This is a genomic window from Pseudomonas sp. B15(2017), from assembly GCF_002113215.1.
In the GTDB taxonomy this organism is placed as follows: domain Bacteria; phylum Pseudomonadota; class Gammaproteobacteria; order Pseudomonadales; family Pseudomonadaceae; genus Aquipseudomonas.
This window is the reverse complement of the sequence record NZ_NEJZ01000001.1, coordinates 151,219-167,627: the sequence shown is the minus strand read 5'-3', so window position 1 is coordinate 167,627 and position 16,409 is coordinate 151,219. Positions and strand designations below refer to the sequence as shown.

Annotated in this window: 12 protein-coding genes; 1 reads left to right on the top strand and 11 read right to left on the bottom strand. The window is 61.5% G+C overall.

Translation table 11 applies throughout. The features are described 5' to 3' along the window. Positions 1-74 precede the first annotated feature (74 nt). From CAF73_RS00785 to arcD (CAF73_RS00745), 9 genes are all read right to left on the bottom strand, one after another. Positions 75-1,451 carry an L-serine ammonia-lyase gene (locus CAF73_RS00785; RefSeq protein WP_085701648.1) on the bottom strand — a complete coding sequence of 459 codons (1,377 nt, stop codon included), beginning with the start codon at positions 1,449-1,451 and terminating at the stop codon, positions 75-77. Positions 1,452-1,526: 75 nt separating this feature from the next. Beyond that, a complete protein-coding gene (gcvP, locus tag CAF73_RS00780) occupies positions 1,527-4,379 on the bottom strand; it encodes an aminomethyl-transferring glycine dehydrogenase (RefSeq protein ID WP_085701647.1) in 2,853 nt (950 codons plus the stop codon). A 10-nt stretch (positions 4,380-4,389) separates the two neighbouring features. Beyond that, the gene (gcvH, locus tag CAF73_RS00775) at positions 4,390-4,773 is read right to left on the bottom strand and encodes a glycine cleavage system protein GcvH (RefSeq protein ID WP_007951190.1); all 384 of its coding nucleotides are present in this window, start codon (positions 4,771-4,773) and stop codon (positions 4,390-4,392) included. Between the two features lie 450 nt (positions 4,774-5,223). After that, positions 5,224-6,732 (bottom strand): sigma-54-dependent transcriptional regulator, encoded by a 1,509-nt coding sequence (locus tag CAF73_RS00770; RefSeq protein ID WP_085701646.1) that lies wholly within the window; start codon positions 6,730-6,732, stop codon positions 5,224-5,226. A 207-nt stretch (positions 6,733-6,939) separates the two neighbouring features. Next, positions 6,940-7,302 carry a DUF5064 family protein gene (locus CAF73_RS00765; protein WP_085697162.1) on the bottom strand — a complete coding sequence of 121 codons (363 nt, stop codon included), beginning with the start codon at positions 7,300-7,302 and terminating at the stop codon, positions 6,940-6,942. 62 nt (positions 7,303-7,364) lie between these two features. Next, positions 7,365-8,294, bottom strand: a complete 930-nt coding sequence (arcC, locus tag CAF73_RS00760; RefSeq protein ID WP_085701645.1) for a carbamate kinase — start codon at positions 8,292-8,294, stop codon at positions 7,365-7,367. A gap of 149 nt (positions 8,295-8,443) precedes the next feature. Continuing rightward, positions 8,444-9,454: an ornithine carbamoyltransferase gene (locus tag CAF73_RS00755; RefSeq protein ID WP_085697160.1), complete on the bottom strand. Its 1,011-nt coding sequence runs from the start codon at positions 9,452-9,454 to the stop codon at positions 8,444-8,446. A gap of 69 nt (positions 9,455-9,523) precedes the next feature. Continuing rightward, a complete protein-coding gene (gene arcA / locus CAF73_RS00750; RefSeq protein WP_085697159.1) occupies positions 9,524-10,780 on the bottom strand; it encodes an arginine deiminase in 1,257 nt (418 codons plus the stop codon). A 34-nt stretch (positions 10,781-10,814) separates the two neighbouring features. Next, complete coding sequence (gene arcD / locus CAF73_RS00745) at positions 10,815-12,242, bottom strand: arginine-ornithine antiporter (protein ID WP_085697158.1); 1,428 nt, start codon at positions 12,240-12,242, stop codon at positions 10,815-10,817. A gap of 448 nt (positions 12,243-12,690) precedes the next feature. On the opposite strand from arcD (CAF73_RS00745), the gene arcD (CAF73_RS00740) reads away from it, so the two are divergent. Continuing rightward, positions 12,691-14,118, top strand: coding sequence for an arginine-ornithine antiporter (gene arcD, locus CAF73_RS00740; RefSeq protein ID WP_085701644.1), 1,428 nt, complete (start codon positions 12,691-12,693; stop codon positions 14,116-14,118). Positions 14,119-14,193: 75 nt separating this feature from the next. Here the strand turns inward: arcD (CAF73_RS00740) and CAF73_RS00735 are convergent, their stop codons facing one another. Continuing rightward, positions 14,194-15,543, bottom strand: coding sequence for a CoA transferase (locus CAF73_RS00735; protein WP_085701643.1), 1,350 nt, complete (start codon positions 15,541-15,543; stop codon positions 14,194-14,196). 92 nt (positions 15,544-15,635) lie between these two features. Further along, positions 15,636-16,391, bottom strand: a complete 756-nt coding sequence (locus CAF73_RS30705) for a methyl-accepting chemotaxis protein (protein ID WP_371320921.1) — start codon at positions 16,389-16,391, stop codon at positions 15,636-15,638. Positions 16,392-16,409 lie beyond the last annotated feature (18 nt).

Here is a 16,409-nt window from a genome sequence, read left to right as displayed (position 1 = left end):
GGGAGCTCATTACGACCCTCTCCCGTCGGGAGAGGAAATTTATTCATCCCTTTCCCATCGGGAGAGGGCGTCTGTCAGCACTCGATAATGTTGACCGCCAGACCGCCACGGGCGGTCTCCTTGTATTTGCTTTTCATGTCGGCGCCGGTCTGGCGCATGGTGCGGATGACCTTGTCGAGGGAGACGAAGTGCTGCCCGTCGCCGCGCATGGCCATGCGCACGGCATTGATCGCCTTGACCGAGCCCATGGCGTTGCGCTCGATACACGGCACTTGCACCAGTCCGCCAATCGGGTCGCAGGTCAGGCCGAGGTTGTGTTCCATGCCGATTTCGGCAGCGTTTTCCACTTGCTGCACGCTGCCGCCGAGCACTTCGCACAACGCGCCGGCCGCCATCGAACAGGCCACACCGACCTCGCCCTGACAGCCGACTTCGGCGCCGGAAATCGAGGCGTTTTCCTTGTACAGAATGCCGATGGCCGCCGCAGTCAGCAGGAAGCGCACCACGCCGTCATCGTTCGCGCCGGGAATGAAGCGCATGTAGTAATGCAATACGGCGGGAATAATCCCCGCCGCGCCGTTGGTCGGTGCCGTAACCACGCGCCCGCCATTGGCGTTTTCTTCGTTGACGGCGAGGGCGTAGAGGTTGACCCAGTCCAGCACCGACAGCGGGTCGCGCAGCGACGATTCCGGGTTCTTGCACAGTTGCCGGTGCAGCGCCGCCGCCCTCCGCTTGACCTTCAGGCCGCCTGGCAGGATGCCTTCGTTGCGACAGCCGGCAGCCACGCAGTCCTGCATCACTTGCCAGATCTTCAGCAGACCGGCGCGGGTTTCCGCTTCCGGGCGCCAGGCGCTTTCGTTGGTCAGCATCACCTGGCTGATCGACAGGCCATAGGTGGTGCAGTGACCGAGCAAGTCCTTGGCACTTTTGAACGGGAAGGTCAGCGGGGTGGCGTCCTCGACGATGCGGTCGGCACCGGCCGCATCTTCGTCGACCACAAAACCACCGCCGACCGAGTAGTACTCGCGGCTGCGGATCTGCAATCCCGCCGCATCGAAGGCACGGAAAATCATGCCGTTGGGGTGATAGGCCAACGGTTTGCGGATCATTGCCAGGTGTTCTTTCTCGTTGAACGCAATGCTGTGTTCGCCGAGCAGATTCAAACGCCCGCTGCCACGAATCTCCGAGAGACGGGCGGCGACGGTTTCAGTATCCACGGTGTCCGGGTGTTCACCTTCCAGGCCCAGCAGCACGGCCTTGTCGCTGCCGTGACCCTTGCCGGTGGCGCCGAGGGATCCATACAACTCGACCCTGACGCTGGTAGTGGCCGACAACAGGTTTTCCCGGCGCAGGCCTTCGACGAAACGCGCAGCTGCGCGCATCGGGCCGACGGTGTGGGAGCTGGAGGGGCCGATGCCAATCTTGAACAGGTCGAACACGCTTAACGACATGGTTGTTCTCCGGTTTCTTGTTATAGGCACATCAGGCACGCATGAAAGGGGCGGGCGAACCCGCCCCCTCACAGGTCAAGCGTAGCTTTCGATCGACGGGCAGGCGCAGACCAGGTTTCGGTCGCCGAACACGTTGTCGACGCGACCGACCGGCGGCCAGTACTTGCCTTCGATCAACGACGCCACCGGGTACACCGCTTGTTCGCGGCTGTACGGGTGAGTCCACTCGCCAACCAGCTCTGCAGCGGTGTGCGGCGCGTTCTTCAGCGGGTTGTCGTCCTTGTCCAGGGTGCCGTTTTCCACTGCGCGGATTTCTTCGCGGATGCGGATCATGGCGTCGCAGAAGCGGTCCAGTTCTTCCTTGGATTCACTTTCGGTCGGCTCGATCATCAGCGTGCCGGCCACCGGGAACGACATGGTCGGGGCGTGGAAGCCGAAGTCGATCAGGCGCTTGGCGACGTCATCGACGCTGATGCCGCTGCTGTCTTTCAATGGACGCAGATCCAGGATGCACTCGTGCGCCACCAGACCGTTGCTGCCGGTGTACAGCACCGGGTAGTGCTCTTCCAGGCGACGGGAAATGTAGTTGGCATTGAGGATCGCCAGTTGCGAAGCGCGCTTGAGACCTGCGCCACCCATCATGCGAATGTACATCCAGGTGATCGGCAGAATGCTCGCGCTGCCGAACGGTGCTGCGCAGACCGCGCCTTCCTTGCGTTCCATGTGACCGTGGCCCGGCAGGAACGGAGTCAGGTGCGATTTCACGCCGATCGGGCCGACGCCCGGACCGCCACCGCCGTGCGGGATGCAGAAGGTTTTGTGCAGGTTCAGGTGCGAGACATCGCCGCCGAACTTGCCCGGTGCGCAGAGGCCGACCATCGCGTTCATGTTGGCGCCGTCGATGTACACCTGGCCGCCGTTGTCATGAATGATGCCGCAGATTTCGCGGATGCCTTCTTCGAATACGCCGTGAGTCGACGGGTAAGTGATCATCAGCGCGGCGAGGTGTTCGCGGTGCTCGATGGCCTTGGCGCGCAGGTCTTCGATGTCCACGTTGCCACGGGCGTCGCAGGCGGTCACGACCACGCGCATGCCGGCCATGTTGGCGGTCGCCGGGTTGGTGCCGTGAGCGGACGACGGGATCAGGCAGATGTCGCGACGGTCTTCGCCACGGCTCTGGTGGTAGGCGCGGATTGCCAGCAGACCTGCGTACTCACCCTGGGAACCGGCGTTCGGTTGCAGGGAGATCGAGTCGTAACCGGTGGCGGCGCAGAGCATCGCTTCCAGTTCGTCGGTCAGTTGCTGGTAACCGGCGCTTTGCTCGGCCGGGGCGAACGGGTGCAGGGCGCCGAACTCGGCCCAGGTCACCGGAATCATTTCGCTGGCGGCGTTGAGTTTCATGGTGCACGAGCCCAGCGGGATCATGGTGCGATCGAGGGCCAGGTCCTTGTCCGCCAGCTTGCGCAGGTAGCGCATCAGCTCGGTTTCCGAGTGATAACGGTTGAACACAGGGTGGCTGAGGATCGGTGACTGGCGAACCAGCGCGGCAGGAATGGTGCATTGCGCGGCAGCGGCCAGAGCAGCGAAGTCCGGCAGGGTCTTGCCGTCGGCGAACAGGCCCCACAGGGTTTCGATATCAGCCTGGGTGGTGGTTTCGTCGACCGACAGGCCAAGACGCTGGGCATCGATCACGCGCAGGTTGATCTGTTGAGCGCGAGCCTTGTCGTGCAACGCAGCAGTTTGCGCGCCGGTGGCCAGGGTCAGTGTGTCGAAGAAGCTGACTTGCTCGACGGTCACGCCCAGGGCGCTCAGGCCCTTGGCCAGGATCGCGGTCAGGTGATGCACGCGGTTGGCGATCTGGGTCAAGCCTTTCGGGCCGTGGTACACGGCGTACATGCTGGCGATGTTGGCCAGCAGCACTTGTGCGGTGCAGATGTTCGACGTGGCCTTCTCGCGGCGGATATGTTGCTCGCGGGTCTGCATCGCCAGACGCAGGGCCGGCTTGCCGAAGCGGTCAACCGAGACACCGACCAGACGGCCCGGCATGTCGCGCTTGAACGCATCCTTGGTGGAGAAGTAAGCAGCGTGCGGGCCGCCGAAGCCCAGCGGTACGCCGAAGCGTTGGGCGCTGCCGATGGCCACGTCCGCGCCGAATTCGCCCGGTGGAGTCAGCAGGGTCAGGGCCAGCAGGTCGGCAGCCACGGCCACCAGAGCGTTGGCGGCGTGGAAGCGCTCGGTCAGTTCGCGGTAGTCGAACACATCACCGTTGCTGGCCGGGTATTGCAGCAGCGCGCCGAAGAAAGGCGTCACGTCGGTCAGTTCACGCTCATCGCCCACGACCACGTCGATGCCCAGCGGCTCGGCACGGGTGCGCAGCACGTCGAGGGTTTGCGGGTGGCTGTGGATCGAGGCGAAGAACTGGTGGCTGCCCTTGTTCTTGCTCAGGCGTTTGCAGAAGGTCATGGCTTCGGCAGCAGCGGTGGCTTCGTCGAGCAGGGAAGCGTTGGCGATCGGCAGACCGGTCAGGTCGCTGATCAGGGTCTGGAAGTTCAGCAGCGCTTCGAGACGGCCCTGGGAAATTTCTGGCTGATACGGGGTGTAAGCGGTGTACCAGGCCGGGTTTTCCAGCAGGTTGCGCAGGATCGGCGACGGCGTGTGGCAGTTGTAGTAGCCCTGACCGATGTAGGTCTTGAACAACTGGTTCTTGCCGGCGATGCCTTTGATCATTGCCAGGGTGTCGGCTTCGCTCAGACCGTCGTCGAGGCCGAGCACGCTGGTGCCCTTGATGCTTTCCGGGATGACGCTGGCGCTCAGGGCTTCGAGCGAGTCGAAGCCGAGGCTGTTGAGCATGGCTTGCTCGTCACCGGCGCGCGGGCCGATGTGACGGGTGATGAATTCGTTGGCGGTGCCGAGATTAACTTGGGTCATGTCAGGTTCCTCAGGCTTCGGCTTGGGCTTTGATCAGGCGGTCGTAGGCGTCCTGATCCAGCAGCTTGGCGACGGCCGATGCGTCGGCCGGCTTGAAACGGAAGAACCAGCCTTCGCCCAGCGGATCTTCGTTGACCAGTTCAGGGCTGTCTTCCAGGGCCGGATTGGTGGCCAGGACTTCGCCGTCCAGTGGCATGTAAACGCCGCTGGCGGCTTTTACCGATTCCACGGTGGCGGCTTCGGCGCCTTTCTCGTACGCCTGCAATTCAGGCAGTTGCACGAACACCACGTCGCCCAAGGCGTTCTGCGCGAAAGCGGTGATGCCAACGGTGACAGAGCCATCGGCTTCGGCGCGCAGCCATTCGTGATCTTCAGTAAAACGCAACTCGCTCATGGAATCTCCTAGGGGCCAGACTCGTCTGGTGGACGCGGTGGAATACTCGGGCGGCAATGCCCTGATTTTATGAGCGGTTACTTAGCAAGAACGCGGCCAACGTAAAAATATCGTTATAAATCAATGAGTTGATATTTTTCCGATAGGCTTTGAGGGTGGGGCTTGTAGCGAAATCGCTACAGCTCGGGGCGAAGAAAAAAGCTGAAGCGGATCAAAGCCTTGCACGGCGGTGATCGGAGAAGGGTGTAGCGATATCGTTCCGCTGTAGCGCTTTCAGTACAGATGGAGGTCGCTTTTGGGCTGGGACCCTCAACTGGATGGAGAGCCGGCTGGATGGAAAACCCTGTGGGAGCGAGCTTGCTCGCGATGAGGGCGTGTCAGTCGACAGCTTTTTGGATGTCGCACCGCCATCGCGAGCAAGCTCGCTCCCACAGGGGATTTGCGGTGAGATCAGGGTTTGTTGGGGATGCCGTACTTGCGCAGCCGATGGGCAATCGCGGTGTGCGAGGTCTGCAGGCGGCTGGCCAGTTGGCGGGTCGAGGGGTAGCTGACGTAGAGCTTTTCCAGCAAGGATTTCTCGAAAGCTTCCACGGCTTCTTCCAGGCTGTCGACGTCGGTGTCGGTCTGACGCGCCACGGAGGTGCCGGCGATGTCGAGGTCGCCGATGTCCACCAGGCTGCTTTCGCAGATCGCGGCGGCGCGGAAGATCACGTTCTGCAATTGCCGCACGTTGCCCGGCCAGCGGTTGCCGAGCAGCGCGGGGTAGGTGCCGGGCGCGAGGCGGCAGACCGGGCGCTGGATCTGCGCGCAGGCCTGCTGCATGAAATAGCGCGCCAGCAGGAGAATGTCCTGGCCGCGTTCGCGCAGCGGCGGCACTTCGACGTTGAGCACGTTGAGGCGGTAGAACAGGTCTTCGCGGAACAGGCCTTCGCTGACCATTTTTTCCAGGTCGCGATGGGTCGCGCTGAGAATCCGCACGTTGACCTTTACTTCGCGATCACCGCCGACCCGGCGGAAGCTGCCGTCATTGAGGAAGCGCAGCAGCTTGGCCTGCAAGTACGGCGACATCTCGCCGATTTCATCGAGGAACACCGTGCCCTGGTTGGCCAGTTCCATCAGTCCCGGTTTACCGCCGCGTTGTGCACCAGTGAAGGCACCGGGGGCGTAGCCGAACAGTTCGCTCTCGGCGAGGTTCTCCGGCAGGGCCGCGCAGTTCAGCGCCAGAAACGGTGCGTTGTGCCGGGCGCTGATGGCGTGACAGGCGCGGGCCACCAGTTCCTTGCCGGTACCGGTTTCGCCCTGGATCAGCAGCGGTGCATCGAGGGCCGCGACGCGTTGCGCGCGGGCCTTGAGGGTACGGATCGGCGGCGATTCGCCAAGCAGCGCATCGAAACCTTCGGCATGGTCGTGGTGCAGCGCCGAGAGTTGTTCGCCGATGCGGTTCGGCTGATACAGGGTAAGCAGGGCGCCGGCGTCGGTGATCGGTGTGGCGTCCAGCAACAGGGTCTGGCCGTTGACGGTGATCTCCCGCAGCGGCAGGCGGAAGCCCTGTTCCAACAACGTTTCCAAAAGGACCGGATCATTGAACAGTTCCGAAACGCTTTCGCCTGCCGGCTCGCGGCCGTACAAGGCGATCAGCGCCGGGTTGGCCAGCAGCACCTTGCCGGCGCTGTCCAGTGCCAGTACCGGGTCGGTCATTGCCGCGAGCAAGGCGTCGAGCTGCAAGTGCCGTCGCTGGCCGGGGAGAATGTCGACCACGGTCACTGCTTCTACGCCACGCACCCGAAACAGCGCATCTTTCAGTTCTTCGAGCACTTGCGGGCTCAAGGTCGGGGCGTCGATGTAGACGTTGGGCGGGATCATCTCCACCGCATCCAGATTGAGATTGCGTCCGCCGAGGATCGCCAGGACTTCCTGGGTGATGCCGACGCGGTCGATGAAGCTGACGTGGATACGCATGGGGTGGTTCTGGGTTCTGGAGTGCGGAGGGTGGCAAGTATGCCTTGGGGCGGGGAAATGGTGAAACCGGGCGCGTTCTTCCGCTGGCTACATACCCTTGTGGGAGCGAGCTTGCTCGCGAATGCGGTGTATCAGCAATGAAGATATGGACTGACAGAGCGCTTTCGCAAGCAAGCTCGCCCACAGGGGGTATGGGGTGAGTTCGAGTTACTCGAAATGCTCGAGATTGACCGGATCCCCGGATTGCATGTTCAACTGCTTGCGGATGTCTTCAAACATCAGGTCGTAATGCTTGTGCACCGAGCCGAGCTGGCTGTGGCTTTTGGGGATGCCGTATTTTTCGGCGATCTGCGTCACGTTGCGAGCGAAGTTGTAGGCTTCCTCCTTGGGCAGAAAGAACGGTTCGTTGACCTCTTTGCCCTGCATGCTGCCGTGAAGGGTGAACTGTATCCCTTTGCCTTTCTGAGGGTCGGTGAACACTTCATAGTCGAGGTGCACGTTGTAATTGACGTCATCGTCAGTCAACGCATGCCGCTCAATATGCAAATGACCGGGTTCGAACTGGGCCATGGTTTTCTCCTTTCAAGGCATGGGAGAAGGGCAGACCTGAGGTCTGCCCCCGGAGTTTCTTTTTATCGATAGGTGATGCCCGGCGCTGCCGTGCTGACCCGCGTACCGGCGGTGCCCTGGACGATGGCTTCGATGTCCGAGAGCGAACCGATCACCGCGACCTTGCCAGTATGGCGCGCAAATTCGCAAGCTGCCTGCACCTTCGGCCCCATGGAACCGGCGGCGAAACCCAGGCGGTCGAGTTCGTCCGGATGGGCCTGGGCGATGGCTTTCTCGGTCGGTTTCTTGAAGTCGACGTACGCCGCGTTGACGTCGGTGGCGATCACCAGCAAGTCCGCCTCCAATTGTTCGGCCAGCAGCGCCGAGCACAGGTCCTTGTCGATCACCGCTTCGATGCCTTGCAGCTTGCCATGAGCGCCATACATGGTCGGAATGCCGCCACCGCCGGCGCAGATCACGATGCTGCCCCTGTCCAGCAGCCATTTGATCGGGCGGATCTCGAAGATGCGCTTGGGTTTCGGGCTGGCCACCACGCGACGGTATTTGTCACCGTCGGCCTTGACCACCCAACCTTTCTCTTTGGCCAGGCGCTCGGCTTCTTCTTTGGCGTAGACCGGGCCGATGAATTTGGTCGGGTCTTTGAAGGCCGGATCTTTGGGATCGACTTCGACCTGGGTGAGCAGGGTGGCGAACGGCACTTCGAAGTCCAGCAGATTGCCCAGTTCCTGTTCGATGATGTAACCGATCATGCCTTCGGTTTCGGCACCGAGCACGTCCAGAGGGTAGGCTTCATCGGGTTTATAGGAGAGGCCCTGCAGCGACAGCAGGCCGACTTGCGGGCCATTGCCGTGGGCGATGACCAGTTGATTGCCGGAGTGAATCTTGGCGATTTGCTCGGTGGCGATGCGGATGTTGGCGCGCTGGTTGTCAGCGGTCATCGGCTCACCACGGCGGAGCAGGGCGTTACCGCCCAGAGCTACGACGATACGCATGGTGCATGTCCTTTTCGTGTTGATCGCTGATCGTTCCCACGCTCCCGCGTGGGAATGCATCCCGTGACGCTCTGCGTCACAGCGGACGCGGAGCGTCCGGGGGCGGCGTTACCACGCGGAGCGTGGGAACGATCAGTGCCAAAGCCGGGTTACAGATCAGCCAGAGTCGACACCAGAATCGCCTTGATGGTGTGCATGCGGTTTTCCGCTTGCTCGAAGGCGATGCAGGCAGGCGACTCGAACACGTCGTCGGTCACTTCGATGCCGTTGGCCAGGTGCGGATACTGCTCGGCGATCTGTTTGCCGACCTTGGTATCGCTGTTGTGGAACGCCGGCAGGCAGTGCATGAACTTGGTGCGCGGGTTGCCGGTGGCTTTCATCAGCTCGGCGTTGACCTGATACGGCAGCAGTTGCTTGATCCGCTCGGCCCAGGCTTCAACCGGCTCGCCCATCGATACCCAGACGTCGGTGTGGATGAAATCCACGCCCTTGACCGCCGCTTTCGGGTCTTCGGTCAGGGTGATGCGAGCGCCGCTTTCCTCTGCGTATTGCTTGCAGCGATCGACCAGGTCATCGTGCGGCCACAGGGCTTTCGGCGCGCAGATGCGCACGTCCATACCCAGTTTGGAGCCGACCAGCAGCAGCGAGTTGCCCATGTTGTTGCGCGCGTCGCCCAGGTAGGCATAGCTGATTTCGTGGATCGGCTTGTCGGCGTGCTCACGCATGGTCAGCACGTCGGCGATCATCTGGGTCGGGTGATATTCATCGGTCAGGCCGTTGAACACCGGCACGCCAGCGAACTTGGCCAGTTCTTCGACGATTTCCTGCTTGAAGCCACGGTACTCGATGGCGTCGTACATGCGACCCAGCACGCGGGCTGTGTCCTTCATGCTTTCCTTGTGGCCGATCTGCGAAGAGTTCGGATCGATGTAGGTGACGTTGGCGCCCTGGTCATAGGCGGCGACTTCGAACGCGCAGCGGGTGCGGGTCGAGGTTTTTTCGAAGATCAGGGCAATGTTGTTGCCCTTGAGGTGTTGCTGCTCGGTGCCGGTGTACTTGGCGCGCTTGAGGTCGCGGGACAGGTCGAGCAGGTAGCGCAGCTCACGTGGGGTGTGGTGTTCCAGGCTGAGCAGGTTACGGTTGTGAATGTTGAACGCCATGATGATTCTCCTTGGATTCGGTAATCGGCCCGGCCGCGACAGGGGCAGTGCGGCCGGGGAGATGGTCGTTTAGTAGTCGATTGGGTCGCGCACGATCGGGCAGGTCATGCAGTGGCCGCCGCCACGGCCACGGCCCAGTTCGCCGGCGCTGATGGTGATGACCTCGACCCCGGCCTTGCGCAGCAGGGTGTTGGTGTAGGTGTTGCGGTCGTAGCCGATAACGACCCCGGGCTCCAGAGCCACCACGTTGTTGCCGTCATCCCATTGCTCGCGCTCGGCGGCGAAGCTGTTGCCGCCGGTTTCCACGACGCGCAGATTCGGCAGGTTCAGCGAGTTGGCCACGACTTCGAGGAACGTTTTGTTCTCCCGTCGTACGTCCAGACCGTAAGGTTTGCTTTCGTCAGGACGGATGATGAACGGCACGATTTCCTTGACCACTTCCGGGAAGACCGTCACCAGGTCGCGGTCGCAGAAGCTGAACACGGTATCCAGGTGCATTGCCGCGCGGGATTTCGGCAGGCCGGCGACCACGACTTTGTCGGCCGCGCCTTTGGCGAACAGCGATTGGGCCAGTTGACCGATGGCCTGGCGCGAGGAGCGCTCGCCCATGCCGATCAACACCACGCCGTTGCCGATCGGCATCACGTCGCCGCCCTCGAGAGTGGCTTTGCCGTGGTCCTTGTCCGGATCGCCGTACCAGACTTCGAAGTCGGCACCGGTGAAGTCGGGGTGAAACTTGTAGATGGCGGTGGTCAACAGGGTTTCCTGGCGACGGGCCGGCCAGTACATCGGGTTGAGCGTCACGCCGCCGTAGATCCAGCAAGTGGTGTCGCGGGTGAACTGGGTGTTGGGCAGCGGGTCGAGCAGGAAGCTGGAATGGCCCAGGTAGTCGCGATACATCTTGATCACGCTGGCGCCTTCGCTGTCCGGCAGATCCTCGCCGGCCACGCCACCAATCAGGAACTCGGCGAGCTTGCGTGGCTCCAGGCCTTCGAGCCAGCTGCGCACTTCGTTGGTCAGGCCGACGCCGACGGTGTCGGGGGTGATCTTGCGATCCAGAATCCATTTCAGCGCTTCGGGGTTGCCGACGATGTCGGTCAGCAGGTTGTGCATTTCCAGCACTTCGATCCCGCGCTCGCGCATTTTGGTGACGAAGTCGAAGTGGTCGCGCTTGGCCTGATTGACCCAGATGACGTCGTCGAACAGCAGTTCGTCGCAGTTGCTCGGGGTCAGCCGCTGATGGGCCAGACCTGGGGAGCAAACCATGACTTTGCGCAGTTTGCCGGCTTCGGAATGGACGCCGTACTTAACTTTTTCCGTGGTCATTTCAGTGATCCTCCAGAGAGAAAACGTTGGGCAATTACAGAGTCAGGAAGCCGTCGTACAGTCCGTAGGCGGCCACGAGGGCACCCACGACCACTGCGGCGAAAATCAGCTTCTCGACGTTGGTGAAAACCGGTTGATTGAGTTCGAGCTTGGCCTTGGCGAACAGGATCGCGCCCGGGGCATATAGCAGGGCCGACAGCAGCAGGTACTTCACGCCGCCGGCGTAGAGCAGCCAGATCGCGTAGATCAGGGCGATGGCGCCGATGATCAGATCCTTGCGCCGTTCGGCCGCGAAGCCTTCGTAGCTTTCGCCGCGCACCGCCAGTAGCAGGGCGTAGGCCGCCGACCACAGGTACGGCACCAGAATCATCGAAGTGGCGAGGTAGATCAGCGACAGGTAAGTGCTGGCCGAGAACAGGGTGATGATCAGGAACAGCTGCACCATCGCGTTGGTCAGCCACAGGGCGTTGACCGGCACTTGGTTGGCGTTCTCCTTGCGCAGGAACTCCGGCATGGTGTGGTCCTTGGCGGCGGCGAACATGATCTCCGCACACAACAGCACCCACGACAGCAACGCTCCCAGCAGCGAGATGACCAGACCGACGCTGATCAGCACCGCGCCCCAGTGACCGACCACATGTTCCAGCACGGCGGCCATCGACGGGTTCTGCAGTTTGGCCAGTTCCGGCTGAGTCATGATGCCCAGCGACAGCACGTTCACCAGCACCAGGAACAGCAACACGGTGATGAAGCCGAGCACGGTCGCCTTGCCGACATCCGAACGTTTTTCCGCCCGGGCCGAGAAGATGCTCGCGCCTTCGATGCCGATGAACACCCACACGGTGACCAGCATCATGTTGCGCACCTGGTTCATCACGCTGCCCAGGTCCGGGTTCTTCGCACCCCAGATGTCGGCGGTGAAGATGTCCAGTTTGAAGGCGAAAAGCGCGATCAAGACGAACAGCAGCAGCGGCACGACCTTGGCGACAGTGGTCACGAGGTTGATGAACGCCGCTTCCTTGATCCCGCGCAGCACCAGAAAGTGCACGGCCCATAGCAGGACAGAGGCGCCGATCACGGCGGCAACAGTGTTGCCTTCCCCGAAAATCGGAAAAAAATAACCGAGGGTACTGAACAGCAGAACGAAATAACCGACGTTACCCAGCCAGGCACTGATCCAGTAGCCCCAGGCCGAAGAGAAACCCATGTAGTCGCCGAAACCGGCCTTGGCGTAGGCGTAGACACCGCCATCAAGGTCAGGCTTTCGGTTGGCGAGGGTCTGGAAGACAAAAGCGAGGGTGAGCATGCCGACGGCAGTGATGGCCCAGCCAATCAATACCGCGCCGACGTCGGCGCTGGCGGCCATGTTTTGTGGCAAAGAGAATATCCCGCCACCGATCATTGAACCGACTACCAATGCAACCAGTGCACCTAGTCGTAGTTTTCCGGGAGCTTCAGACATTGCATGACTCCATTGCAGGAGAGAAGAGTTCACAGCGTAGTTCTGTTGGCTTTTCAAACAGCTGACTTAGATCAGTGCATAGTCACATTCCATTGTTAATGAATGACTTATGAAACGTCTGGAGGCATAAGGCTATTTTCTGGAAGGCCCGTCCTAGAGGCCTTTGTCCGAAGTGGTTAAGAATGGATCCTATTACTTTCGAATTATCACGCTAGTTCCTTTTCAGGTTTTGGCAAATTTTTCATCGCTGTTTTCAGTACAGAATTGATTTATCAGGATTCGCGCACAAAACTAACTGAACGTGCTATGCGTTAGTGCCGATGGCTATATATAACGGGTGTTGATTGGCGTTATTCAATAAACGTCATTACGCTTTATCCATTTAGTTAAAAGCCGGTTGCATAACGGTTTCGCGGCAGTTGCCGCTCTGGAACTTGGAGACGCTGGAATGTCGCAACCGACGCAAAAGCTGCGCCTTGGCGCACTGATCGCCCTGGTGGTGGGGTCGATGATTGGCGGGGGGATTTTCTCTCTGCCGCAGAACATGGCGGCCCGGGCCGATGCCGGGGCCATCCTGATCGGCTGGGGGATCACGGCGATCGGCATGCTCACCCTGGCCTTCGTGTTCCAGACCCTGGCCAACCGCAAACCGGAACTGGACTCCGGCGTCTATGCCTACGCCAAGGCCGGGTTCGGCGATTACATGGGCTTTTCTTCGGCGTGGGGTTACTGGATCAGCGCCTGGCTGGGCAACGTCGGGTATTTCGTGTTGCTGTTCAGCACCCTCGGCTACTTCTTTCCGGTGTTCGGCCAGGGCAACACGCCAATCGCCATCGGTTGTGCCTCGGTGTTGCTGTGGGCCGTGCACTTTCTGGTGATGCGCGGGATCAAGGAAGCAGCGCTGATCAATCAGTTGACCACCGTGGCCAAGATCATTCCGTTGATCATGTTTGTGATCATCGCCGCCGTGGCGTTCAAGGCCGACGTTTTTACCCGCGATATCTGGGGCCGCAGCAATCCGAATTTCGGCGGCGTGATGGATCAGGTGCGCAACATGATGCTGGTCACCGTGTTTGTATTTATCGGTATCGAAGGCGCGAGCGTTTACTCGGCGCGGGCGGAGAAACGCACGGACGTCGGCCGCGCCACGGTGATCGGTTTCCTCGGTGTGCTGGCGCTGCTGGTGCTGGTCAATGTGTTGTCGCTGGGGATCATGAGTCAGCCGGAACTGGCGATCTTGCAGAACCCGTCGCTGGCCGCCGTGCTGGAACACATCGTCGGACCATGGGGCGCGTTGCTGATCAGCGTGGGCCTGGCCATTTCGTTGCTCGGTGCGTTGTTGTCGTGGGCGCTGTTGTGCGCGGAGATCCTGTTCGCCACCGCCAGGGACAATACGATGCCGGCGTTCCTGAAAAAGGAAAACGCCAACCATGTGCCGGTCAACGCGTTGTGGCTGACCAACGTGATGATCCAGATTTTCCTGCTGATCACGCTGTTTTCCGCCGGCACTTACACCAGCCTGATCTACCTCGCCTCGTCGATGATTCTGGTGCCGTATCTGTGGTCGGCGGCCTACGCCGTGTTGCTCAGCGGACGGGGTGAAACCTATGAACATGCCTCCGCCGAACGCACCAAGGATCTGCTGATCGGCGGCATCGCGCTGTGTTACGCGGTGTGGCTGTTGTATGCCGGCGGGGTGAAATACCTGCTGCTGTCGGCGCTGCTGTATGCGCCGGGGGTGATCCTGTTCGCCAAGGCCAAACATGAGCAGGGCGAGCCACTGTTCACCACGCTCGAGAAAGGGATTTTCACCTGCGTCATCGCCGGGGCCGGGCTTGCGGCCTACGGGTTGTACAGCGGCGTGTTGTCACTGTGAGATTGCGACTGCGGCGGGATGCGGCGCAGGGGTTGTGGACAGCCTTGCGTCGTGCGGATTGATACCCGCACTCCTTCAAAACCATTGCGCTGGATGTGAGCCCAACTCGGTTGCCGGCAAAGCCCACTGCAACGGCGTTCCAGCAATACGAAGCGGCACTTGCAGCCGATGCGCCGGCCCCCACGGCGTCTGTTCCGTTTGCAAACTCTGATCCTTTGCATCCTCCGGACGCAGCACTTCGTCCGTCCCCGGCCCATGCTCGATCAACAGCTTCGCCGTCCGCGCCAGCGACAACCGCCCCGAGCCACCCCGACCACTGCGTAACCGTTCAGCCAGCAACCGAATCACACTCGCCGCCATCAGATACCCCGTCGCATGATCCAGCGCCTGTACCGGCAGCGGTGTCGGTTTGTCTGCCTGCTTCCAGCGCTGCCCGGCCTCGGCGATGCCGCTGCTCATCTGCACCAGACTGTCGAAACCCCGACGGTTCTGCCACGGGCCGCTCCAGCCGTAGGCATTGAGGCAGACATCGATCAGACCCGGTGCCAGTTGCCGGCGACGTTCGACGCCGAAGCCAAGATGTTCAAGAGCGTCGGCGCGATAGCCGTGCAACAGGATGTCAGCGTCCTGGAGTAACCCTTCAAACACCGCACGATCCGCCGGTTGATGGAGATCCAGCCGCGCACAACGTTTGCCGAGGGTCATTTCCGGCACCACGCCGGGTTCGTTCCAGGTCGGCGGGTCGATGCGCAACACATTGGCGCCGAGCCCTGCAAGAAAACGGCTGGCAGTCGGCCCGGCGAGTACGCGAGTCAGATCGAGCACCTTGAGCCCGGCCAATGGTTGCGCCACCGAGCCTTGCCAGGGTTGATGACTTTCGTCTTTCCCGTCACTGAAATGCACCAAGGGTTCGGCATTCACCGCCAACCCCTGCGAATGTTTTTGCCACTGCGCCCAACTGCGCATTTCGGCAGCACAACCCTTGGCATCGACCACCGCTAGCTCCAGATCGGCACTGGCCCATTGCGCGACTTTCGCCGCCATCGCCGCCCGGTCGGCGCAAGCGCCGAGCACGCTTTCAGCGGCGGCGCGGTGATGCGGGGCGTTGGTGTGCAGGCGGATCCAGCCGTCGTTGGTCGCGTAGTCGCCGGCCACCGGATCCCACAGGGGCGGCACTGCCCAGCCGATCGGTCGCAGCGAGGTGGCGAACCAGAACGACGCAAGACGTCGGTCGACTTCTACAGTGGGCAAGTCGCCGGTCTGCTGCTGAAGGAGTTCGGCAACCGCTTGCCCGGCAGCGGCAATGCTGGCGCAGGCAAGGTCGGTGACGGCGAACACCGAGGGCAGGGCGCCCTCGGCGGTAAATGCAATCGGCGTGGGGGACAAGCCGAGTGCGGCTTGAATGGACGTGAGCAGATCGGTCATCGAAGGCCCTCCTGAACGAGAGGGCAGAATAGTGCAAAACACTATCGACCTCGATGAAACACTCTGTCCCCTGTGGGAGTCAGGGCGAGCGATTACACGCGGAACTGATCCATCAATTTCATCTGCTGGCTGGCCAGGGCGTTGAGCTGGCTGCTGATCGCCGCCGATTCGGTGGCCTGTTCGGTCAGGGTTTCGGTGACGGTACGGATCGCCGAGACGTTGCGGTTGACCTCTTCGGCCACGGCGCTCTGCTGTTCGGCGGCGCTGGCGATTTGCAGGTTCATGTCGCTGATCACAGTGACTGCATCGCTGATCTTGCCGAGGGCGTCCACGGCCTGGCGGATCTGCCCGGCGTTGTTGTGGGCCTGGGTCTGGCTCGAGTGCATGGTCGCGACCACTCCACGGGTGCCGGTCTGGATGCGTTCGATCACCACGCGGATTTCTTCCACCGAATCCTGGGTGCGTTTGGCCAGGTTACGGACTTCGTCCGCCACCACCGCGAAACCACGACCGCTTTCACCGGCACGGGCCGCTTCGATCGCGGCGTTCAGCGCCAGCAGGTTGGTCTGTTCGGCGATGCTGCGGATCACTTCCAGCACCGAACCGATCTGCTCGCTGTTGACCGCCAGCTCTTCGACCTCGGTTACCGCTTTGCTGACTTCGTCGGCCAGTTGATTGATGTCACGGGTGCTGCGCTCGATGATCGACATCCCGTCCTTGGCCGACTGGTCGGCGCCTTTCGCCGCGTTGGCGGCATTCGAAGCGCTGTTGGCGACATCGTGGGCGGTGGCGCTCATTTCGTTGGATGCGGTCGCCACCTGATCGATCTCGCGGAACTGCACCTGCATGCCTTCGCTGGTCTGGCG